Origin of the sequence: Brevundimonas sp. (assembly GCF_035935935.1) — a bacterium.
Lineage (GTDB): Bacteria > Pseudomonadota > Alphaproteobacteria > Caulobacterales > Caulobacteraceae > Brevundimonas.
On the sequence record NZ_DASYWO010000005.1, the window covers coordinates 117621 to 139336 of the forward strand.

Consider the following 21716-nt stretch of genomic DNA (forward strand, 5'->3'; position numbering starts at 1 on the left):
TTGCTTGTGGCTGGACTGGAGAAGGTTCAGCGTCCCACGGCGGGACGGGCCGGGAGTGCGCCATGTTCGAGTTCGGCAAGGATTTGCGTCGCCTTTTCGGCCGCGAGCGGGACCGCGACGATCTCGGATGGCTGGAACTGATCGGCGTGGAGCTGGTGGAGGCGGAGGCGCGGCGCGCCTCCATCGACGCGGGCCGGACCTCCTGCGCAAAACCGGATCAGGCCTGGCTCACCGCCGCCGCCCTCTGGCGCGAGCTGGCCGCCCGCACGGGCCGCAAGGACGCTCTGGACCACGCCGACGACGCAGCGCGCGACGCCGAGCGTGCCGCCCACGCCGCGGTCCGTCTTGAAGAGGCGCGCTGCGCGCTGGCCCAGTCGCTGCTGCTCCGCTTCGACCTCTACGGCGGACCCGCCCTGCTCGATCAGGCGGCGCAGTTGATCGCCCGCGATTCCGGCCGGCAGGCGACGGTCGCGGTTCATGCCCGGATCTCGTCGCGCAAGGCCCGGCTGGACGGGCGCCCGGTCCGCCTGCTGGAAGCCGCCGCCTTGCTGGACCTCGCCGTCCATGGTCTGGACGGATCCGCAGATCCCCTGGCCGAGGCGGTGCGGCTGGATCGCGCGGGTCTGACGCTGGAAGCCGGCATCGCCCAGCGCGACGCCCGCCTGCTCGATCAGGCGGGGCGCGATCTCTTCGCCCTCGTCGAGGCCTGTCCCGCCGAGCGCCGCCCCCTGACCCGGGCGCGCGCCCTGGCCCTCAGCGCCTCGGGTCTCGCGGCCCTCGCCGCCCTGGCCGACGACGCCCCGGCCCGGGAACAGGCCCGCGCACTGCTCGAGGCGGCCGGCGATCAGTTCACGCCGGACCACAGCCCCCTGGACTGGTGTGCGGTTCAGATGGCGTCCGGGGCCGGCTCGGCGCGGCTGGTCGCGGTCGAGGCCCTGTGTCGCTCGGCCGGAGCCGGCCTCGTGCTCGGTGCGCTGGCCCGCGAACGACTGTCCGCCGACAGGGTCGCCGCCGCGGAGGTCGCGGGAGATCCGGCGGCGCTCGATTCCGTTCAGGCCGAGCTGCGTCGTCGCGTCTCCGTCCCGGCCGCGCCGCTGGACTGGGCGGCCGACCAGATCGGCCTGGCGCGCGTGGCGCTCGCCCGCGCCCGCCTGTTCGACGCGCCGGCGGGGGAGACCGGGCTCATGCTGGCGACCGCCGCCGAGGTGGCCGCTGAAGAGGGTTGCCCCCTGCTGGCCCGCCAGGCCGAGGCCCTGCTGTCGCTCTAGGCGCCGTAGGCGGTGAAGGCCCCGTTCATGAAGCCGGCCTTGCCATAGGCCAGAGGTGCGCCGTCGGGTCCCAGCACCCGACCGCCGGCGGCCTCCAGCACGGCCTGTCCGGCCGCGGTGTCCCATTCCGACGTCGGCCCGGTGCGGGGATAGACGTCGCACGCGCCCTCGGCGATGCGGCAGAACTTCAGTGAACTGTCCTCGCCGCGCCATTCGACGCAGCCGTGCAGCTCCGCCAGTTTCGCGGCGTCCTCCGGCTTCACGCCGCGGCTCATGAGGGCCAGCGCCACCGCGGGGCGCGGCCGCACCCGGATCGTCTCCCACGCGCCGCCGACGTGGCGGCGAACGGCCCCGGTCGGCCCGCCGGCCCACGTCAGATTCAACGCCGGCGCCGTGACCACGCCCGCGACGGGACGGCGTCCCCGGATCAGCGCGATGTTGACCGTGAACTGCTCGTCGCCGCGGACGAAGCCGCGCGTGCCGTCCAGCGGATCGACGAGCCAGAACAGCCCGGGCGCCGTCTCCGGCCGACCCTGCGCTTCCGAAGCCTCCTCCGCCACCGCGGGCGTCTGGGGCCACAACTCCGACAGCCGCTCCAGGATCAGCGCCTCGGCTTCCCGGTCGGCGCGCGTCACCGGGCTGTCGTCGGCCTTGGCGTCCGCGACCACGCCCGTGCGCCAGTACGGGCGGATCACGGACGCGGCCGCCTCGGCGATGTCGGCCAGCGCGTCGATCAGGGTTCCGGCGGCCAGAGCGTCGAGCGGGGAGGGGGCGGCGGTCATGGCCGGGGATTAGCCCATCGGACCCCTTCCCGCGAAGGGCCAAATCAGGCCAGCTTCACGGCCATGACCGACGCCTTCGCCGACCGCGACGAAACCGAGCTGGCCGCCCTCGTCGCCGCCAAGCTGTGCCACGACTTCATCAGCCCGGCCGGCGCCGTGTCGCAGGGTCTGGACCTGCTGGAGGATCCGTCGGCGCAGGACATGCGCGACGACGCCCTGGCCCTGATCCGCCAGAGCGCGACGCGCCTGCTCGCCGTGGTCGACTTCGCGCGCGTGGCCTTCGGCGCGGCCTCCTCGGCCGAGACCTTCACCGGGGAGACCCTCGAGAAGCTGGTGCGCGACCTCACCGACGGCGGCCGCGCCACGCTGGTCTGGAACGTCCAGCCCGCGACCCTGTCGAAGGCCTCGGCGCGGGTCCTGCTCAACCTCGCCTACATGACCATGGGCGCCCTGCCGTCGGGCGGCGAGGCCACGGTGGCGGTCCGTGTCGAAGGCGACCGGTTGACGATCGAGGGCGTCGCCTCGGGCGCCCGGGCCCGGCTGAAGCCCGAAGCCGCCGCCGGGCTGGCCGGCCTGCCGCTGGACGAGGGATTGCCCGGCCAGTGGATCCAGCCGCACTGGCTGTGGCTGGCCGTCCGCCGCATGGGCGGCACGCTGCAGGTTCAGGCGGAGGACGGTCGCGTCCGGCTGGCGGCGGACCTGCCGGCCTGACGCGGCGTGGCTAACGGCGCTTAGCACTGAGTTCCAACCACTCGTTAACCCGCCGGCGGCGATCATGGGGCGTCTCGCAAAATCCCTGACCCGTCGCTCCGGACGCCGCCCTTGGACCCCCGCACCTGCCTGATCGTCGACGACAGCCGGATCATCCGGAAGGTCTCGCGCCGCATCGTCGAGGGGCTGGGCTATGAGGTCGACGAGGCGGCCGACGGCGCCGAGGCCCTGGCCCAGTGCTCCGCCGCCCTTCCGGACGTGATCCTGCTGGACTGGAACATGCCGGTCATGGACGGGCTGACGTTCCTGCGCCGCCTTCGCGCGCTGCCGAACGGCGACCGGCCCAAGGTGCTGTTCTGCAGCATCGAGTCCGATCCCGAGCGGATCTCCGAGGCCCTGGCCGCGGGGGCGGACGAATACGTCATGAAGCCGTTCGACGGCGAGGTTCTGGCCTCCAAGTTCGAAGAGGCGGGCGTGACATGACGTCCGACGACTTCGAGCGTCTCCAGACCCTCGTGCTCGGGCGCACCGGTCAGCGGCTGGCGCGCGACCGGATGAAGCTGGCCGAGCATCGGCTCGCGCCGGTGGCGCGGCGCGAAGGCTTCGACGATGCGGCCGCCCTGCTGGCCTCGCTGTGGGCCAGGCCCGCCGCCTCCACCGCGTGGTCGGTGATCGAGGCGCTTCTGGACCCGGAGACGTGGTTCCGTCGGGACCGCGAAAGCTTCGCCGTGTTCGCCGACCAGCTCCTGCCGGCCCTGTCCGCCGCGCGGCCGGGCGGGCGCGTCCGGCTGTGGTCGGCCGGCTGCTCGACGGGGCAGGAGGCCTGGTCGCTGGCCATGGCCGCCGCGGAGAAGGGCGTCGAGGCCGAGGTACTGGCCACCGATCTGAACCGCGCCTCGCTGGAACGCGTGCGCGCCGCCGCCTACTCCGGCTTCGAGGTCCAGCGCGGTCTCTCGGCCCGGGCCATGATCCGCTGGTTCGTCCGCGACGGCGACCGCTGGGTCGCCCGTCAGGACCTGCGCGACCGGATCGAGGTCCAGCGCGCCAACCTGCTGGAGCCGGCGCCCGACGGCGGTCGTTTCGACGTCGTCTTCTGCCGACACGTTCTGGGCTCCATGGATCCGCAACGGCGGGCGCTCGCGCTGGACCATCTGGAGCGTGCGCTGGCCGACGACGGCTGCCTGTTCGTCGGACCCGCCGAAAACCTGTCGTCGGACACCGTCGCCTTCCGCCCCGTGGCCGGGCGACCGGGCCTGTACGTCAAGGCCCACGGCGCGCTCCGGCGCGCGGCCTGAACCCTTACCTTCGCCGCGCGGGCCATCTAGGCTGGCCCTTCCGAATGGGAGGGGCTGATGCCGCGATGGATCTGGCTGCCGACGGCGCTTGCGGCCGCGCTCGCCCTCGCGGTCTTCTCCAACCTGACGCCGGCGCCGCGCGGCGCCGACGCGCCCGCGACGGCCTTCTCGGCGGGCCGGGCGATGCTCGACGTCCGGGCCGTCGCGGCGGAACCGCATCCGGTGGGCTCGGCCGCCCACGCGCGCGTCCTGACCCATCTGACGGCACGCATGACGGCGCTGGGTCTGGATCCGGCCCGGCAGACGGGCGTGCTGTCGCCCGCGGCGGTCCGGCGGCTCGAGGGGTGGGGCGTCGACGCCACCGGCCTCGGCGCGACGAGTCTGATCGGCGTCCTGCCCGGCACGCGGCGGGAGCTTCCCGCCGTGCTGCTGATGGCGCACCACGACTCGGTCGCCGGCTCGCCCGGCGCGGCCGACGACGCGACCGGCGTCGCCGCGGTGCTGGAAACCGTGCGGGCCCTGCAGGCGCGGGGCCCCCGCGTTCGCGACGTGATCGTTCTGATCACCGACGCGGAGGAACTCAACCTCGACGGCGCCCGCGCCTTCTTCGGCGGCCATCCCCTGCGCGACCGCATCGGCGCGGTGATCAACCTCGAGGCGCGCGGGGGCGGCGGCCGGGCCATGATGTTCGAGACGGGCCGGGGCAATGCGGAGACGGTCGCCCTGTTCGCCCGCACCCGGCCGGACGGCGGCGTCACCACCAACTCCCTCGCCGCGTTCGTGTACGAGCTGATGCCCAACGGGTCGGACTTCACCGTGCCGCGCGAGCGCGGCGTGCAGGGCTTGAACCTCGCCTTCATCGGCCGGCCCGAGCAGTACCACACGCCGCTGTCCACGCCCGCCGCCCTCGACCGCGGCAGTCTTCAACACATCGGGTCCCAGACGCTGGAGACGGCGGCCCTGCTGGCCTCGGCCGAGACGCTGCCGCGCGCGGGGGACGACGCGGTCTGGGCGGACGTCTTCGGACGCGTCGTGATCGCGACGACGCCTGCCGCCGGCTGGGGCGTGCTGGCCGTGACCCTGCTGCTGACCGGCTTCAGCCTGATCGCGCTCGGCCGGCGCGGCGCCGTGCGTTGGGGGGAGATCGGGCGCGGTGCGCTGGAAGGCCTCTGGTTTCTGTCGGTGGCCGTGGTCGCCGCCCACGCCTTGCGGGCGCTCGGCGGTCCTTCGGCCGCGCGCGCCGAAGACGCTTCGGTCTACTACGCCCTGCTGTCGCGACTGCCCTGGCTTGAGGCCGGCGCGGCCCTCGCGGCGCTGGCCGTCGCGCTCATGGCCCTCGGCGGCCGCGGGGCGGTGGATCGTCGGCTGACCGCCGGACTTGTGCTGCTGCTGGCGCTTCCCTGCCTGCTGGACCCCGACGCCCGGCCCATCGTGCTGGGCGCCGCCGCCGTGGGCGCCGGGCTCAGCCTCATCGCCGGGCCCAGAGGCGCGTGGCCGGCCTGGCTGGGTCTCCTCGGCCTCCTCCTCCTGCTGGCGACCGCCGCCCAGATCGCGGCGCCCACGACGGCCTTCCTGTTCGCCTGGCCCGCGTTGGCGATCGCCCTTGCGGCGGCCGTCGCGGCCCGTTTCGATCCCGGACTGGACCGGACCCCGGGGGCCCTGACGATCAGCGCCGTCGGCGCGCTGACCGCCGGATGGGCGCTGGCCATGGCGCATCCCGTGTTCCTCGGCATCGGCATGGATCTGCCCGGCGTCCTGGCGCCGCTGGCCTTGCTGGCGCTCGCCGCCCTGCGGCCTTTGTGGAAGTCGGCGGGCCGGGGGATGGCCGCCGTCGCGGCCGTCGTGCTGATCGCAGGAGCCGGGGTCAGCTTCGCCGGGACCGTCGCCCAACCACCTCAGGACGAGGCCGCGCAGGTCGGCTGACGACAGAAACGGTCGCATGCCGGAGGCGCGCGGAAAAGAACATATTGGCAACCGGAACAAACCGTGCACATAGTCCGCCTCACGAAACAGGGGGCGGGTCCATGGCGGGTCTCTCCCGAACCACGACGGGAATCATGGCAAGGGAGACGAAGGCGATGTCACAGGCGGCTTTGAAACTGGTGGGCAAGGAAGACGGCGACAAGGCGCGGGCTCTGGAGGCGGCGATCGCCCAGATCGACCGCGCCTTCGGCAAGGGCTCGGTGATGAAGCTGGGCAAGGCGGGCGTCGTGGCCGAGATCGAGAGCATCTCGACCGGCTCGCTCGGCCTCGACATGGCGCTCGGCATCGGCGGCCTGCCCAAGGGCCGGGTGATCGAGGTGTTCGGTCCCGAGTCCTCGGGCAAGACGACGCTGGCCCTGCACACCGTGGCCGAAATCCAGAAGGCGGGCGGCGTCGCCGCCTTCGTCGACGCGGAACACGCGCTGGACCCGGTCTACGCCCAGAAGCTGGGCGTCAATCTCGACGACCTGCTGGTCAGCCAGCCCGACAACGGCGAGCAGGCGCTGGAAATCGTCGACACCCTGGTGCGTTCGGGCGCCGTCGACATCGTCGTCGTCGACTCGGTCGCGGCCCTGACGCCCAAGGCCGAAATCGAGGGCGAGATGGGCGACAGCCTGCCGGGCCTTCAGGCCCGCCTGATGTCGCAGGCCCTGCGCAAGCTGACCGGCTCGATCAACAAGTCGAAGTGCATCGTGCTGTTCATCAACCAGATCCGTCACAAGATCGGGGTGATGTACGGCTCGCCTGAAACGACGACCGGCGGCAACGCGCTGAAGTTCTACGCCTCGGTCCGCCTCGACATCCGTCGCACCGGCGCGATCAAGAACCGCGACGAGGTGGTGGGCAACACCACCCGCGTGAAGGTGGTCAAGAACAAGGTCGCCCCGCCGTTCCGCGAGGTCATCTTCGACATCATGTACGGCGAGGGCATCTCCAAGATCGGCGAGATCATCGACCTGGGCGTCAAGGCCGGCGTGATCGAGAAGTCGGGCAGCTGGTTCAGCTACGACTCCACCCGGATCGGTCAGGGCCGCGAGAACGTGCGCGATTTCCTGAAGGCCAACCCGGACGTCGCCGTGGCCATCGAGAAGGCCGTGCGCCAGTCGACCAACAAGATCGCCGACGACCTCATGGGCACGCCCGAACCCGACGAGGGTCAGGACCTCGAGGGCTGACCCTCGCTCCTCCTGCCACCGACAGGCAGCGATGGGGGAGGCGGAACGCGCTTCGGCGTGAGACGGCGGGGCGCGGCCGCCGCGGGCGCGCCTCTCGACCCCGGTCCGGCCCGGTGATGGAAATGAGAGTCTTTTTTTCCGGACTCTCACATGAACCCCCGGCCGGGTCGCCACGACCCGCCACCGACCCCGTGGGGGCCGGGCCGGGGCCGGCCGCCTGACCCCGCCGGGTCGGGCGGCCATTCCCGTTTCATGACGCCCTCACCGGATCACGTCCGGGTGATGCGCCCCCCGGCAAAACCCTATATGACGCCCGATCCCTCTCCCTGACGCGCGTCCGACACCCATGGCCAGCCTGAAGCAGATCCGCTCGACCTTCCTCGACTTCTTCGAGGCCGACGGTCACCAGAAGATCCACTCGGCGCCGCTGGTGCCGCAGAACGATCCGACGCTGCTGTTCGTCAACGCCGGCATGGTCCCCTTCAAGGACTACTTCACCGGCGCGGCGCGTCCGCCGTCGCCGCGGGCCGTGTCCTCGCAGAAGTGCGTCCGCGCCGGCGGCAAGCACAACGATCTGGACAACGTCGGCTACACGGCGCGTCACCTGACCTTCTTCGAAATGCTGGGGAATTTCTCCTTCGGCGACTACTTCAAGGACCACGCCATCGACCGCGCCTGGCAGCTGGTCACGAAGGACTTCGGCCTGGATCCGAAGCGCCTGCTGGTCACCGTCTACGTCGACGACGACGAAGCCGCCGCGATCTGGAAGAAGGTCACCGGCTTCTCCGACGACAAGATCATCCGCATCGCCGGCTCGGACAATTTCTGGGCCATGGGCGACAATGGGCCGTGCGGTCCCTGCACGGAGATCTTCTGGGACTACGGCGACCACGTCCCCGGCGGCCCGCCCGGCTCGCCTGACGAGGACGGCGACCGGTTCGTGGAGATCTGGAACAACGTCTTCATGCAGTTCGAGAAGGAGAACGACGAGATCGTCCGTTCCCTTCCCAAGCCCAGCGTCGACACCGGCATGGGTCTGGAACGCATCGCCAGCGTGCTTCAGGGCAAGAACTCGGTGTTCGACACCGACCTGTTCCAGACGCTCATCGCGGCCTCGGCCGACGCCACCTCGACCGACGCGAACGGCGACATGGCGGCCAGCCACCGCGTCATCGCCGATCACCTCCGCAGCTCTTCCTTCCTCATCGCCGACGGCGTGACGCCCTCGAACGAGGGTCGAGGCTACGTCCTGCGCCGCATCATGCGCCGCGCCATGCGCCACGCGCACCTGCTCGGCGCCGCCGAGCCGCTGATGCACCGTCTGGTGCCGACGCTCGTGTCGGAAATGGGCGAGGCCTATCCCGAACTGAAGCGCGCCCAAGCCTTCGTGGAAGACACGCTGAAGCAGGAAGAGGTCCGCTTCCGCACCACCCTGTCGAAGGGCATGAGCCTGTTCGACACGGCCGTGCAGGGCTTCCGCCCCGGCGACATGCTGGACGGCCAGACCGCCTTCACCCTGTCCGACACCTACGGCTTCCCGCTGGACCTGACGCAGGACGAGGCGCGGCGTCGCGGCTTCGGCGTGGACGAGGCCGGCTTCCAGGACGCCATGGCCCAGCAGCGCGCGCGGTCGCGCGAGCACTGGAAGGGCTCGGGCCAGACGGCGAACGCCGGCGAATGGCTGTCGATCCGCGACCGCCTCGGGCCGACGGTCTTCACCGGCTACGACGCGACCGACGGCTCGGGCGAGGTCCTGACCCTGATGAAGGACGGCGCGGCGGTCGACGTCGCGAACGTCGGCGACATCGTCGAGGTGCTGTTCGACGCCACGCCCTTCTACGCCGAGAGCGGCGGCCAGGCGGGCGATCACGGGACGCTGGAATGGCCGGGCGGCACGGCCGACGTCATCGACGTGCGCAAGCAGGCCGGCGACCTGCACGTCCTGTCGGCGCAGATCACCTCGGGCACGCTGACCACCGGCGCCCGCGTGGCCCAGTTGGTCGACGCCGAGAAGCGCCGCACCACGCGCGCCAACCACTCCGCCGCCCACCTGCTGCACACGGCCCTGAAGAACGTGCTGGGCGCCGCCGTGGCGCAGAAGGGCCAGCTGGTCGACGCCGAACGCGCCCGCTTCGACTTCAGTCACGGCGCCCCCGTGACCGAGGCCGAGCTGGAGGCGATCGAGGCCGAGGTCAACGCGGTCATCCGCCAGAACGTCCCGGCCGAGACGAAGCTCATGGCCCCGCAGGAGGCCATCGAGGCCGGCGCCATCGCCCTGTTCGGCGAGAAGTATGGCGACGAGGTCCGCGTGCTGACCCTCGGTCGCTCGCTGACGACCGACAACAAGCCCTATTCCGTGGAACTGTGCGGCGGCACGCACGTGGCGCGCACCGGCGACATCGCCCTGTTCAAGATCGTATCGGAGGGCGGCGTGGCGGCGGGCGTGCGCCGCATCGAGGCGCTGACGGGCGAGGCCGCGCGCCTTTACGTCGAGGGGCAGGCCAAGGTTGCCCGCGGTCTGGCCCGAGACTTCAAGGTTCAGCCCGCCGACGTGACCGCGCGCGTGGAAGGCCTTCAGGCGTCGGTGAAGACGCTGGAGAAGCAGGTCGCCGAGCTGAAGAAGCAACTGGCGCTGGGCGGCGGGTCGGGCGCCTCGTCCGCCCCCGAGGAGATCGGCGGCGTGAAGCTGATCGCCCGGGTGCTGGACGGCGTCGACGGCAAGGGCCTGCGCGGCGTGGCCGAGGACTTCCGCAAGCAGGTCGGCTCCGGCGTCGTGGCGCTGATCGGCGTGACGGACGGCAGGGCGGCCGTCACCGTCGCGACGACCTCGGACATGGCGGGACGCGTCAACGCCGCCGATCTGGCGCGCGCCGCCGTCATTGCGATGGGCGGGCAGGGCGCCGGCGGCAAGCCCGACTTCGCCCAGGGCGGCGCGCCCGACGGCGCGAGGGCCGAGCAGGGTCTCGCCGCCGTCCGGGCGGCCTTGGCGGGCTGACGCGGTAAACGAAATCCTAACGTAACTTGCTGAATCAAATAGCTTTTACACGACTGCGTGATTAGCGGAACGGTCAGGAGACCGCTGTTCTTTTCCACCTGAGCATCGCACAGGAGGAAACGATGATGCGCTCTCTGGTTGAAAGGAAGTCTCTCGCGACGGCCTGCCTCATTTCGGTGGCCGCCCTCAGTCTGGCGGCCTGCGGCGGCAAGACGCGACACACCTTCTCCGGCGGCGGCGGCTACGCCGGAACGCCCGGAGCCGCCGGTCCCGAGGGGCCGGCCGGTCCGCAGGGGCCGAAGGGCGACCCGGGCGCGGCCGGCCTGCCGGGCATGGACGGCCTTCCCGGCATGGGCGGCGGTTCCGGCGGACTTCTGGGCGGCGCCGGCGCCGTGACCATCGGCGACCAGACCCTGGTCGGCACGCCGGGCCAGACCGGACCCTTGGGCGTCAGCGTCCTGTCCCCGACCCAGGCCACCGGCTCCGTGGCGACCGTCGGCGCCCTGTCGGGCGGGCAGGTCGTCTCCGTCGGCACGGGGGCGGGCACGACCGCCACCACCTCCGGCGGCACGCCGACCGGACTGCTGGGCGTGAACGTGGGCGGCCATCAGGTCCTGGGTCAGGGCGGCTCGAACCTGATCGGCGTCGGCGTCCTTTCGCCGAACGGTCAACAGGGGACGAACGTCACCGGCAACGTCCTGTCGGGCGGACAGACGGTCGGCGTCGGCGTGAGCGGCACGCAAGGCTCCGGATCCGGCCATGCCGGGGGCGTGGTCGGCGGGGTCGTCGGTACGGTCGGCGGCGTCCTGCAGCCTTCCAACGGCGGCTCGCATGGTCAGCCGGGCGGAACCGGGCCCCTGCCGGGCGGCCTCGGCGGCCTGCTGCGGCCCCGCTGAGAACGAAGAGGGGACCGGCGCCTCCGGGCGCCGGTCCCGTCCTTCGCGATCGCACGTCGATGAAGACCCGCACCCTGTTCGCCGCGGCCGCCCTGTCGGCCGTTTCCGCAACGCCGGTCCTGGCCCAGGATCGCCTGCTCACCCGTGACCGCCCGGACGCCGCGCCCGTGTCCGCGCCTGCCGGCGAAGCGCCGCCGCTGCCGTCCGCGGCGCCGACGACGCCGGAGGTCCCGCCGTTCGTCCTGCGCGCCGTCTCGGTCCAGGGCGCCTCGGTGCCCGCCGATCCCCTGAACCGCGCGCTCGCCCCCTTCATCGGGCAGACGCTGGACGCCGACGGTCTGGCGCGGCTGCAGGCGGCGCTGGCTCAGGCCTATGCCGATCACGGTCTGGCCGCCCTTCCGCTGGTTCAGCTGGACACCCGCCGCGCGGCCGAAGGCGTGGTGGTGATCTACATCACCGAGGCCCGGATCGCGCGGGTCCTGCTGACCGGAGACGTGGGGGGCGAGATGGACGTCGTCCGGCGCAACGCCGATCTGCTGACGCAGGAGGCGCCCCTCAGTCGCGCCACGGCTGATCGCCGCCTTTTCCTGATCGGCGACGTCCCGGGCCTGAAGACCACGACGGCACTCAGACCCTCCGATCAGCCCGGCGCCGTCGACCTGGTGCTCGATCTCAAGCGGACGCCGTGGGAGACCACCTTCACCGCCGACAGCCGCGGCTCGCGCACGCTCGGCCGCACGCAGCTGGGCGTGCAGATCGACCGGAACGGCCTCTACCGGCTGGGCGACCGCACCCGCCTTGCCGTCACCGTGCCCGGCGACTTCGAGAGCTTCGTCCATGTCGCCGCCAGCCATCGCATGCCGGTCGGCTGGGACGGAGCCGCCGTGGACTTCAGCGTCGGCCATCTTCGCACGCGGCCCGAAGGCGGGGTCGAAGGCGACGCGACGACGGCGGCGATCACGGCGTCCTGGCCGATGATCCGCGGTCCGCGCGAGAATCTGTACCTGTCCATCGGGCTGGACGGGCTGAACAGCTCCAACGCCGTGTTCGGCGAGCGTCTCGCCGACGAGAGCACCCGCACCGTGCGCGCCTCTGCGGCATGGTCCAGGTTGAGGCCGACTTGGTCGGCGTCGGCCGGACTGGTCCTCAGTCAGGGCGTCGACGGTCTGGGCGCCGAGACGCCCGCCCCCGACCTGACCGACCTCGACTTCCTGAAGCTGAACGTCAGCGTCGAGGGCGTGCGCCTGATCGGCCGCCAGGTCCGCCTCCGGGCCTCGGCGGCGGCGCAGCTTACGGAAGACGCGACGCCGACGTCTGAGCAGTTCGCCATCGGCGGCGAGGTCTACGGACGCGGCTTCCCGGCGGCCCTGCTGGCCGGCGATTCCGGATGGGGCGTGGCGCTCGAGGCAGCCTGGATTCCCACCTTCACGCCGCGGTTCTTCAAGGGCAGCGAGCTGTTCGTGTTCGGCGACGGCGGGGAAGTGACCCTGAACGCCCGTCCCGGCATCCCCGAACTGGTCGGTGAGCTGGCATCCGCGGGCGTCGGCGTCCGCATCGCCTTCAGCGACCGCGCGGTTCTGGAACTGGAGATCGCCAGGGCGCTGGAAGACCCGCGCACCGACGACGGCGACTGGAGAGGCGGCTTCGCCCTGACGGCCCGCTTCTAAGATCAACGGCCTGCCGGCGCCGCGCGCTCCGGCAGGTCGACGGCCTCCAGCTTCCATCCGAAGAGACCGCGGCGCTTCATCAGCAGGGTGATCGCGCGGTCCTGCCGCTCGGCGTCCTGGAAGCCGATGGCGAAGGTGTTCAGGTCCCGGTAGCCCAGCGTGCGCTTCGGCTCCGGCTGGTCCTTCTCCGGTTCGGCCCGCGTGACCTCGTCCGCCTCCGGGGCCTCGCCGGTGCGCACCATCATGGCGATGGCCTGGGGCGTGACCAGCGCGTCGACCGCGCCCGAGATCAGCGCCGGTCCCAGAAGCGCGCCCAGGCCCGCCAGCGGATCGCCGCCGGAGCTCGCGCGCATTTCCTCGACGAAACGCGCGTTGAACTCCTGCTTCATGCTGTCGCGAAAGCGCGGGAAGTCGACCAGCCGCTCCATCGCCTGCACGTCGCCCCGCTCGGCGGCGTCGCCCAACGCCTTGGCCGCCAGCCACGGCGACGCCACGAACCAGCCCAGCAGCAGGGCGCCCACGGCGACGGCGAAGCCGGTGATGAGCTTGCGATTCAAGGGAGCGCTCCAGATTGCGACGGTTCAGCCTAGACCGGTTTCCACCGGTCAGACCACCGACATCGACTCAGCCTCCGACGCGCTTGCGCCCGACGTTGTCTCCCACGCGCGGGACGGGAGCGGGCGTCGTGGCCGCGCCGACGGGCAGGCCGACGTGCACCAGCTTCCATTCGTAAAGGCCCCGCCGCTCGAAGGTGAAGACGGTCTGCGACCCGCCCTCGTCCTCCACCGTCATGCGGGCGCGGTCGACGCCCCAATGGCGCGGGGTCGGCCACGGACCGCCGTCCGCCGCCTCGGTCGGCGCGGGGCTGCGGGATCGCTGGGCGGCGAACCGGCCCTCGCCGCGCGTCAGGGCGGCGAGCGCGACGGGGGTCAGATAGGCGTCGACCTCGGCCTGACGGTCGGGCGTCGGCCGTTCCAGTCCTCGCACGACCGCGCCGATCGGATCCTCGAGGAATCCCGGCGCGGGCGCCGTGGCCTCGGCGCGACCCTCAAGCTGCGGCCCCAGGGAGCGTCGGACGGCGGCGTAGTCGATCAGCCTCTCAAGCCCGGCCTGGTCTCCCGCGTCCGCCGCGGCGCGGATTCCGAAGAAGCCGACGTAGGGCGCGGCGAAGAAGCCGACGACGGCCGTGGCGACGATCAGGCCGACCAGATTGCCGAGAATGCGGATCATGCGGAGGTCCCCCCAGTAGCGGGCAGGCAAGCACGGATGCGGGCCCGTCTCAATCGTCGGCCCCCGACGCGCGAGCGCTTGCGCCGGCCCGCGGCGCATGCGCCCATGCGCGCCGATGATCCGGGAGGGACGATCCATGCTGAACCGCCGCCATCTGATGCTGACCGCCGCCGCCGCCGCCGCCGCCGGTCCCGCCGTCGCCGCCGTGCGGACGGAGGAGGACGCGCGCCTGGACGCCATGCTGACCCGATGGCTGAACGAGACGATCGACCGTTCGCCCACGCTGGCCACCAGCCTGGGTCTCGACCGCGGCGAACGCGCGCATCTGGCCGGCAAGCTGGGCGACTCCAGTCTGGCCTTCAAGCGCGAGAGCGACGCCCGCGCGCTTGCGCAATGGGCGGAGATTCAGACCATCGACCCCGCGAAGCTTTCGGAGGCGTCGAAGGTCACCCTCGCGATCTTCCGGTTCTCCGCCGAGACGGCGGCGCTGGGCGTGGCCCTGGCGCACGGGGGCGGGTCCAGCCCCTATGTCGTGACCCAGCGATGGGGGGCCTACTTCAGCGTGCCCGACTTCATGGCGAACCAGCATCGCCTGGAGACGCCCGAGGACGCCGACGCCTTCGTCAGCCGCTGCCGCGCCTTCGCGACCGTGCTGGATCAGGAAAACGAGCGCATCGTCGAGGCCGGCGGCAACGGCGTGGTCCTGCCCGCCTTCCTGATGGACAAGACGCTGACGCAGCTGAAGACCCTGCGCGACATGCCGACGGCCGACTGGGCCATGATCCACGCTCTGGCGAAGAAGGTCGACGAAAAGGAACTGGCGGGCGACTGGGTGGCCCGCGCCGTCGGGATCGTCGACGCAGACGTCAAGCCGGCGCTGACCCGTCAGATCGCCGTCTTCGAAACCCAGCGCCCGTCGGCTGTCGACGACGCCGGCGCGTGGAAGCTTCCGGCCGGCGCCGAAACCTATGCGCTGGCCCTGCGCGGCTACACCACCACCGACTACACCGCCGACCAGATCCACCAGATCGGGCTGGAGCAGGTGGCCTCGATCCAAGCCGAAATGGACGGCCTGTTCCGCCGCATGGGCATGACCGAGGGAACGGTCGGCGACCGCATCCGCGTGCTGAACGAGGATCCGCAATACCTCTGGCCCAACACTGACGAGGGCAAGGCCCAGCTGCTGGAGTCGCTGAACGTCCAGATGGCCGAGCTGGAGCCCCTGCTGCCGCGGGTGTTCAACGTCCTGCCGAAGTCGAAGGTCGAGATCCGCCGCGTGCCGCCCGCGATCGAACTGGGCGCGCCCGGCGGCTATTATCAGCGAGCCTCGCTGGATGGGACGCGGCCCGGCGCCTACTACATCAACCTGTCCAACACGGCGAATTGGCCCAAGTGGTCGCTGCCCACCCTGACCTATCACGAGGCCAGCCCCGGCCATCACTTCCAGATCGCCCTGTCGCAGGAGGCGGGCGAGCTGCCGCTGTATCGCCGCCTGACGGGCAACTCGGCCTACACCGAGGGCTGGGCCCTGTATGCCGAGCGCGTGGCGGCCGACGATCTGGGCGTCTACGGCGACGATCTGGTCGGCCGCGTCGGCTATCTGCAGTCCTATCTGTTCCGGGCCGTGCGCCTCGTCGTGGACACCGGCCTTCACCACAAGAAGTGGACGCGCGATCAGGCCATCGCCTGGATGGTCGCCGAATGCGGCGAGCCGCCGGAATCCGCCGAGAAGGAAATCGACCGGTACATCGTCACCCTGGGCCAGGCCTGCTCCTACAAGCTGGGCCAGACCGTCATCGAGGGCTTGCGGCAGGAGGTCGAGGCGAAGGGCGATTTCGACATCAAGGCCTTCCACGACGCCGTCCTGCTGGACGGCATCGTGCCCCTGTCCGTGCTTCAGGAGCGGGTCCGCGCCCGCTTTGCGTAAGGAGCCCTCTCCATGACCATCAACCGCCGCGCCCTGCTGGGCTCCGCCGCTGCCGCTTCGGGCCTCGCCGCCGCCGGCTGCGCGCCCTTCCTGACGGGAACGGCGCCGACCCCCCCGGCCGCGTCGGACCCGTCCGTGGTCGCCCGGCTGAACGCCTTCATGGACAGCGCCTGGGAACGGACGCTGGATGTGTCGCCCGAGACCGTGACCGGCTTCGGCCTCGACCAGGGACCGCGTGCCGCCGCCAAGTCCCTTCTGAGCGTCCCCACCCGCGAGGAGGAGGCCAGGGGCCGGGCCATCGTGCGCGAGTTCCGGGCCGAGCTGGCCGCCATCGATCGGTCAAGGCTGGCCGGCATCGACGCCATTCGGTACGACACGCTCGCCCAGAACTGGGACGCGGTGATCGCCACCTACGACATCCCCTACGGACAGGGCGGCTGGCCCAACATCTATCGCGTCAACCAGATGGGCGGGGCGTATTCCTCGACAGCCGACTTCCTCGACACCCAGCACACCATCGAGACGTCCGCCGACGCCGACGCCTACGTCGCGCGCGTGGCCATGTTCGCGGACGTGCTGACCGCCGAGACGGAGCGCGTGCAGGAAGACTTCGCGCTCGGCGTGATCCCGCCCGACTTCATTCTGGCGAAGACGATCGCACAGCAGGAGGCGATGACGGCTGTCACGCCGGGCCAGACGCCCCTGGTCGCCTCGATCTCGCGGCGCACGGCGGAGAAGGGTCTCTCGGGAGACTGGAGCGCCCGGGTCGAGCGTCTGGTGGCTGAACGGGTCCATCCGGCGCTGGCGGCCCAGACGGCGGCGCTGAAGGCCGTCCAGCCGCGCGCCGGCCACGACGCCTCGGTGGCCCGTCTGCCGCAGGGCGCGCAGTACTATCGCAACAGCCTGCGCTACCTGACGACGACGACCCTGACGCCCGACGAGATTCACCGCATCGGACTTGAGCAGGTCGCGCAGCTGTCGGCCCAGGCGGACGTGTTGCTGAAGGCGCAGGGCTTCAGCCAAGGCACGGTGGCGCAGCGCATCCGCGCGCTCGGCGAAGACCCCCAGTTCATCGCGCCCAACACCGACGCCGGCAAGGAAGCGCTGATCGCGCGCCTGAACGACCAGATGCAGGCGATGGACGCGCGCCTGCCCGCCGCCTTCGGCCGCCTGCCGAAATCCCGCGCCGAGATACGGCGCGTGCCGCCCGCGATCGAGCAGGGCGCGGCGCTGGGGTATTACAACGGTCCCAGCCTCGACGGCTCGCGGCCGGGCATCTACTGGATCAACCTGAAGGACACGGCCGACTGGCCGACCTGGACCCTGCCGACGCTGACCTATCACGAAGCGTCGCCGGGCCATCACCTCCAGATCGCCCTTCAGCAGGAAAGCCCGTCGGCCCCCAGGCTGATGAACACGGTCTTCTTCTCCAGCTACGTGGAGGGCTGGGGCCTCTATGCCGAACAGCTGGCCGACGAGCTGGGCGCCTATGAGGACGATGCGCTGGGCCGCATCGGCTATCTGCAGTCGCTGATGTTCCGCTCGGCCCGTCTGGTGGTCGACACGGGCATCCATTCGAAGGGCTGGAGCCGGGAACAGGGCATCCAGTACATGATGGAGGCCTATGGCGACGGCGAGGGGGCGGCGACCTCCGAGGTCGAGCGCTACTGCGCCTGGCCGGGTCAGGCCTGCACCTACAAGGTCGGTCACAACGAGTGGGTCCGCCTGCGCAAGAAGGCGAGGGCCGAACTCGGGGCGCGGTTCGACGTCCGGGGGTTCCACGACGCCGCCCTGGAGACGGGCGGCGTGCCGCTGACGGTGCTGGAGCGCGTCGTCGACGAGTGGATCGCCTCGCGCCGGGCCTAGCGGCGTCAGGGATGGGGTCGGCGCGGGGGCGGCAGGTCGTCCTCGCAGACCCTGTGGGCGTATCCCCGCCGGTCGTAGCGGGTCCAGCAGTCCTGCTCCAGCGCGACGGCCACGGCGACAAGCTCCGCGCCGAGGGCGACGCCGTGCCAGAACAACGGATCATCGAAGGGTTCGTGCGCGCAGGCTGACAGCGACGCGGCCATGGCCAGCGCGGCGACGGGGCGGGCGGGACGACGGGTCATGGACAGCTCCTCCGCCGTCCGCCCTAGACCCTAGCCGCGGATCTCTCCCGTGACGGAAGGTGACGGAACCTGACCCGCGCCGGCGTCGCGCCCCGCGCCCGTCGCGGCGACGGCCGCCTGCACAGCCGGATCGGCCTGCGCCTCGGCCAGAAGCCAGTCGCGGAAGCGGGCGATCTTGCCGATGCGGCGCCTGCCCTGCGGCCAGCACAGCCAGTAGGCCCAGCCCGGCACCAGCTCCACGGCCAGGTCGAACGGTCGGACCAGCAGACCGGCTTCGATCTCGCGGGCGAAGAGGATGGGGCTGGCGAGGGCCACGCCCTGGTCGCCCAGCGCCGCGGCCACCTCCAGCGCCTGATAGTCGGCGCGCAGACGCGAAGGGCTCTGTCCTTCCGCCGGCACGCCCGCCGCGGCGAACCAGACCGCCCATTCCTTCTCCAGCCCGATCCGCGGTGCGTTCAGCAGGTCCTTCGGCTCGCGGATGCCCAGACGCTCGACGCAGCGGGGGCTGCACAGGTGCGTGAAGACGCTCGGCATGACCTTGACCGCCTCCACGCCGGGCCAGTCGCCGGACCCGGAGCGGATGCCCACGTCGAATCCGTCGCGGCCCAGATCGACGACGTGCGGCGCGGTGTCGAGCCGCACGGCAAGCTCGGGGTGGGCCAGTTGAAAGCCGCCCAGACGCGGCGCCAGCCACTGCGTCGCCAGCGTCGCCAGCGTCGTGATGGACAGCACCCCGACGTCGGCCTCCGTCAGATCCATGACCGCCCGGCGCAACAGCGTCATGGCCTCCGTCGCGGCGCGGGACAGCCGCTCTCCTGCCTCGGTGGGGCGGACCTCGCGCGGCAGACGATGGAACAGGCTCTGGTTCAGCCGGCCCTCCAGCGCCTTGATCTGCCAGCTCACCGCCGCCTGCGTCATCCCCAGCTCCTGCGCCGCCCGGGTGAAGCTGTTCAGCCGGGCCGCGGCCTCGAACACGCGCAATGACGCCAACGGAATGGACGCCAAGGGATCAGGCATAAGCATACCTTGTCTGAAGCTCGGAGACTCCCGTTTGTCCGAAATCGTCGCGCCGCGCAAGTTGCGGCCCTCAGAGCAGCGGATGACAGGAGGTCGCCATGGAAGAAGCGCATCGCACGCATAAGGAAGGCTCGTGGGGCTGGGTCGCCGTCCTTGACGACTGGCGCCGCTCTCGCGCGCGCCGGGCGATCCGGTCCAGGAGCCGCGCGCCTGTCATTCGCAGGGTCTAGTCCCGCACGACCATCCCCTCGACCCGCCGGAGTTCGTTGTGCACGGCGGTGGCGGCCACCGCGGCCTCGGCCGTGGCGACCGCGATCTGGTTCAGCCCTCGCACCACGTCGCCCACCGCCCACAGACCCGGCACGCTGGTGGCCTGATGATCATCCACCACCAGCCTCCCGTCGTCGGCTCCGACCGCTGCGCCCAATCGCACGGCCAGGTCGACGGCGGGCGTCGTGCCGAGCGCCGAATAGACGTGGTCGAAAATGCGGTCCGCTCCGCCCCACGTCAGGCAGCGGGCGTGATCGCCCTCCAGCCGCACCGCTTCCACTGACCCCACGAGCACCTCGACGCCCAGCCGCGCCGCCTCGTCCGCGGACGGGGCCGGCCCGTCGCCCACGTGAATGAGCGTCACCCGGTCGGAATAGGTGCGCAGGAAGGCGGCCTCGCGAAGGCCCATGTCGTCGTCACCGATGATCGCCACGGACTTGCCGGTCGCCTCGAAGCCGTCGCAGATCGGGCAGATGCGTACCAGCGAGCGCTCGATCGCGTCGTCGACGCCGGGAATCGGCGGCTTTCGGTCGGAGACCCCGGTCGCCAGGATCACCGCGCGGGCCCGTACCGTCCGCTCGTTCAGCCGGGCCGCGAAGTCCGTGCCGTCGCGCTCGAGCCGCTGGACGCGTCCGGTCTCGACGACGGCGCCGTACTCCTGCGCCTGGGACGTCATGCGCTTCAGGATGTCCTCGCCGGTGATGCCTTCCGGAAACCCGGGCATGTTGTGGCTGACCGGAATCCAGCAGGCGCGCGGCTTGCCTCCGTCCGCGACGATCACGGACCGCCGGAACCTGGCCAGATAGGCCGCCGCGGTCAGACCGGCGGGACCCGCGCCGACGACCAGAACGTCCACGTCGTTCATTCGACGATCGCCTCGTACAGAACCGGCCACTGATCCGAGGGCACGCCCCAGCATTCCTCCATCGCGGCCTCGCCGGTTAGGACGAAGCCCCGGCCGGTCCACGCCCATGCGCGGGCGACGCCGCAGTCGCCCACGCCGCGTCCCTTGTCGAAACTGGTCAGAAGTCCACTCTCGGGATCGAAGTCGCCGTTGACGATGAAGGGGGTCGGTTCGCCCCGGGCGACGGGCAGCCCCAGAGGATGGGCGTCGCTGCCGTCCGGCTTGGCGATGAACAGCCGCGAACCTTCGTTGTAGGCGCCACGATAGCAGGGCACCTCCCACAACAGGTCCTCGACGCCGATCCGCCAGACCCTCGCCCGCTCACCCGGCACGTCGACGCGGCACTCCCTGACGGCCGGCAGCGCTTCCAGCGCCGGGGGCAGGGCACGTTCCTCGCCGGTCCCGCCGCCGGGGATGCGCAAGGGGGTCACCCGCGGCCGTTGCGGCAAGGGCCGGACCCCGCGCGGCGGGGCCTCGCCGCGGCGGATCAGCGCCGCCGTCGTGTCCAGACGTCCTTGCTGGTCGTCGATCCAGAGGAAGGCCGCGGCGGCGCCTCCCAGTGACACCGGACGGGCCTGCCCGCCGGCCGTGACCGCGGCGCGTCGCCCGCGGCCCAGCGCCGCCACGGTGTCCGTTCCGGACGGACGGCCGTCGATCGCCAGCGTCGATCCCTCGACGGGCTGGCCGTCGCGCGGGTCCACCGCGCCGAAGCTGACCGTCGGTCGCGCGTCTTCCTCCGGGCCGATCTCGACCTTCAGCCAGGCCCCGTCCGCGCCGGCCCCGGTCACGGCGACGCAGCGGTTCACGTTGTCGCAGGCGGCGATCCAGTCGCGGAACACCTTCGTCCGGGACGACATCGTCGTCGGCCCCTGCTGACGCGCGGCGACGATCGCCGCCGGCGGCGCGGCCTCCCGAGCGTCCGTTTCGTCCGGGCGTGCCGATCCGTCGGGCGCCGGCGGCGAGCAGGCGGCCAGCGTCAACGTGGCCGTCGCGAACAGTGCGGCGGTGCGGATCATGTGGTCCCCCGAGCAGGCGCGGCGGTCAGGCCTTGCGCAGTTCCGTCGGCTTGTGAGCGGCGCGGGCGCCGGTCTTGCCGCTTTCGACAAGATACTCCGGATTGTTCGTCGACGCCGCGACCTTGTGGCCCTTGATCTTCATCGGCTTCGTCAGCTTGCGCACGACCTTGCCTTCGGTCGTGCCCTGCTGTGATCCCATTTGACCTTGTCGCCGGCCTTGAAGGTCTTCTCGCTCATCGCGCGCGCTCCCGTGTTTCGTGATCAGCGAGCATGCGACGCATCAGTTCCGGATCCACCAGCGGTGGCGGCTCGCAGAATGCCAGTATCCATCGCTCGACCAGTCGCTCGGCCTCATCGTCCATGTCGTCACCCCGTTCTCGAGGCAGGGAAAGGCGCCGGACCCGCCACGGTTCAGCTTGACCGTGGGCGGCATTTTGAAGGCACGGTTAAAACGCTGCCGGGCCCGCTTTGC

At 71.6% G+C, this 21716-nt stretch carries 20 protein-coding genes; 11 read left to right on the forward strand and 9 right to left on the reverse strand.

Annotated features, from left to right (window positions below):
* The first annotated feature begins 62 nt into the window (after nt 1-62).
* Nucleotides 63-1268 (forward strand): hypothetical protein, encoded by a 1206-nt coding sequence (locus tag VGR32_RS05350; RefSeq protein WP_327448825.1) that lies wholly within the window; start codon nt 63-65, stop codon nt 1266-1268.
* Here VGR32_RS05350 and cysQ read toward each other — a convergent pair.
* Nucleotides 1265-2050 (reverse strand): 3'(2'),5'-bisphosphate nucleotidase CysQ, encoded by a 786-nt coding sequence (cysQ, locus tag VGR32_RS05355; RefSeq protein ID WP_327448827.1) that lies wholly within the window; start codon nt 2048-2050, stop codon nt 1265-1267. The two genes, VGR32_RS05350 and cysQ, sit on opposite strands and share 4 nt — an antisense overlap.
* A 63-nt stretch (nt 2051-2113) precedes the next feature.
* Here cysQ and chpT point away from each other — a divergent pair, with 63 nt between their 5' ends.
* The 8 genes from chpT to VGR32_RS05395 all read left to right on the forward strand — a co-directional run bounded on the left by chpT (nt 2114) and on the right by VGR32_RS05395 (nt 12772).
* Nucleotides 2114-2761 carry a histidine phosphotransferase ChpT gene (chpT, locus tag VGR32_RS05360; protein WP_327448829.1) on the forward strand — a complete coding sequence of 216 codons (648 nt, stop codon included), beginning with the start codon at nt 2114-2116 and terminating at the stop codon, nt 2759-2761.
* A gap of 111 nt (nt 2762-2872) precedes the next feature.
* Nucleotides 2873-3244 (forward strand): response regulator, encoded by a 372-nt coding sequence (locus VGR32_RS05365; protein ID WP_327448831.1) that lies wholly within the window; start codon nt 2873-2875, stop codon nt 3242-3244.
* A complete protein-coding gene (locus tag VGR32_RS05370) occupies nt 3241-4056 on the forward strand; it encodes a protein-glutamate O-methyltransferase CheR (RefSeq protein WP_327448833.1) in 816 nt (271 codons plus the stop codon). Before VGR32_RS05365 ends, VGR32_RS05370 begins: the two co-directional genes overlap by 4 nt.
* Nucleotides 4057-4113: 57 nt before the next feature.
* On the forward strand, nt 4114-5979 hold the full coding sequence (locus tag VGR32_RS05375) for a M20/M25/M40 family metallo-hydrolase (RefSeq protein WP_327448835.1): 1866 nt from the start codon (nt 4114-4116) through the stop codon (nt 5977-5979).
* Between the two features lie 155 nt (nt 5980-6134).
* Nucleotides 6135-7214: a recombinase RecA gene (gene recA, locus VGR32_RS05380; protein WP_327448838.1), complete on the forward strand. Its 1080-nt coding sequence runs from the start codon at nt 6135-6137 to the stop codon at nt 7212-7214.
* A 346-nt stretch (nt 7215-7560) separates the two neighbouring features.
* The gene (gene alaS, locus VGR32_RS05385) at nt 7561-10209 is read left to right on the forward strand and encodes an alanine--tRNA ligase (RefSeq protein WP_327448840.1); all 2649 of its coding nucleotides are present in this window, start codon (nt 7561-7563) and stop codon (nt 10207-10209) included.
* A 122-nt stretch (nt 10210-10331) separates the two neighbouring features.
* Nucleotides 10332-11105, forward strand: a complete 774-nt coding sequence (locus tag VGR32_RS05390) for a hypothetical protein (RefSeq protein WP_327448842.1) — start codon at nt 10332-10334, stop codon at nt 11103-11105.
* A 59-nt stretch (nt 11106-11164) separates the two neighbouring features.
* Nucleotides 11165-12772 (forward strand): ShlB/FhaC/HecB family hemolysin secretion/activation protein, encoded by a 1608-nt coding sequence (locus VGR32_RS05395; RefSeq protein WP_327448844.1) that lies wholly within the window; start codon nt 11165-11167, stop codon nt 12770-12772.
* Between the two features lie 2 nt (nt 12773-12774).
* Here the strand turns inward: VGR32_RS05395 and VGR32_RS05400 are convergent, their stop codons facing one another.
* Nucleotides 12775-13329 (reverse strand): DUF2939 domain-containing protein, encoded by a 555-nt coding sequence (locus VGR32_RS05400; protein ID WP_327448846.1) that lies wholly within the window; start codon nt 13327-13329, stop codon nt 12775-12777.
* Nucleotides 13330-13396: 67 nt separating this feature from the next.
* Nucleotides 13397-14002, reverse strand: coding sequence for a DUF2939 domain-containing protein (locus VGR32_RS05405; protein WP_327448848.1), 606 nt, complete (start codon nt 14000-14002; stop codon nt 13397-13399).
* Nucleotides 14003-14138: 136 nt separating this feature from the next.
* Here VGR32_RS05405 and VGR32_RS05410 point away from each other — a divergent pair, with 136 nt between their 5' ends.
* Both VGR32_RS05410 and VGR32_RS05415 read left to right on the forward strand, forming a co-directional pair.
* A complete protein-coding gene (locus tag VGR32_RS05410) occupies nt 14139-15929 on the forward strand; it encodes a DUF885 domain-containing protein (protein ID WP_327448850.1) in 1791 nt (596 codons plus the stop codon).
* Between the two features lie 12 nt (nt 15930-15941).
* Nucleotides 15942-17795, forward strand: coding sequence for a DUF885 domain-containing protein (locus VGR32_RS05415; RefSeq protein WP_327448851.1), 1854 nt, complete (start codon nt 15942-15944; stop codon nt 17793-17795).
* Nucleotides 17796-17800: 5 nt separating this feature from the next.
* Here VGR32_RS05415 and VGR32_RS05420 read toward each other — a convergent pair whose 3' ends face one another.
* The 6 genes from VGR32_RS05420 to VGR32_RS05445 all read right to left on the reverse strand — a co-directional run bounded on the left by VGR32_RS05420 (nt 17801) and on the right by VGR32_RS05445 (nt 21606).
* Nucleotides 17801-18037: a hypothetical protein gene (locus VGR32_RS05420; protein WP_327448853.1), complete on the reverse strand. Its 237-nt coding sequence runs from the start codon at nt 18035-18037 to the stop codon at nt 17801-17803.
* A 30-nt stretch (nt 18038-18067) separates the two neighbouring features.
* A complete protein-coding gene (locus VGR32_RS05425; RefSeq protein ID WP_327448855.1) occupies nt 18068-19054 on the reverse strand; it encodes a LysR substrate-binding domain-containing protein in 987 nt (328 codons plus the stop codon).
* Nucleotides 19055-19280: 226 nt separating this feature from the next.
* The gene (locus VGR32_RS05430) at nt 19281-20189 is read right to left on the reverse strand and encodes an NAD(P)/FAD-dependent oxidoreductase (RefSeq protein WP_327448857.1); all 909 of its coding nucleotides are present in this window, start codon (nt 20187-20189) and stop codon (nt 19281-19283) included.
* Nucleotides 20186-21244 (reverse strand): DUF1176 domain-containing protein, encoded by a 1059-nt coding sequence (locus tag VGR32_RS05435; RefSeq protein WP_327448859.1) that lies wholly within the window; start codon nt 21242-21244, stop codon nt 20186-20188. Before VGR32_RS05435 ends, VGR32_RS05430 begins: the two co-directional genes overlap by 4 nt.
* A 25-nt stretch (nt 21245-21269) precedes the next feature.
* The gene (locus tag VGR32_RS05440) at nt 21270-21443 is read right to left on the reverse strand and encodes a DUF2945 domain-containing protein (protein ID WP_327448861.1); all 174 of its coding nucleotides are present in this window, start codon (nt 21441-21443) and stop codon (nt 21270-21272) included.
* 34 nt (nt 21444-21477) lie between these two features.
* Nucleotides 21478-21606: a hypothetical protein gene (locus VGR32_RS05445; protein ID WP_327448863.1), complete on the reverse strand. Its 129-nt coding sequence runs from the start codon at nt 21604-21606 to the stop codon at nt 21478-21480.
* Nucleotides 21607-21716: the final 110 nt, after the last annotated feature.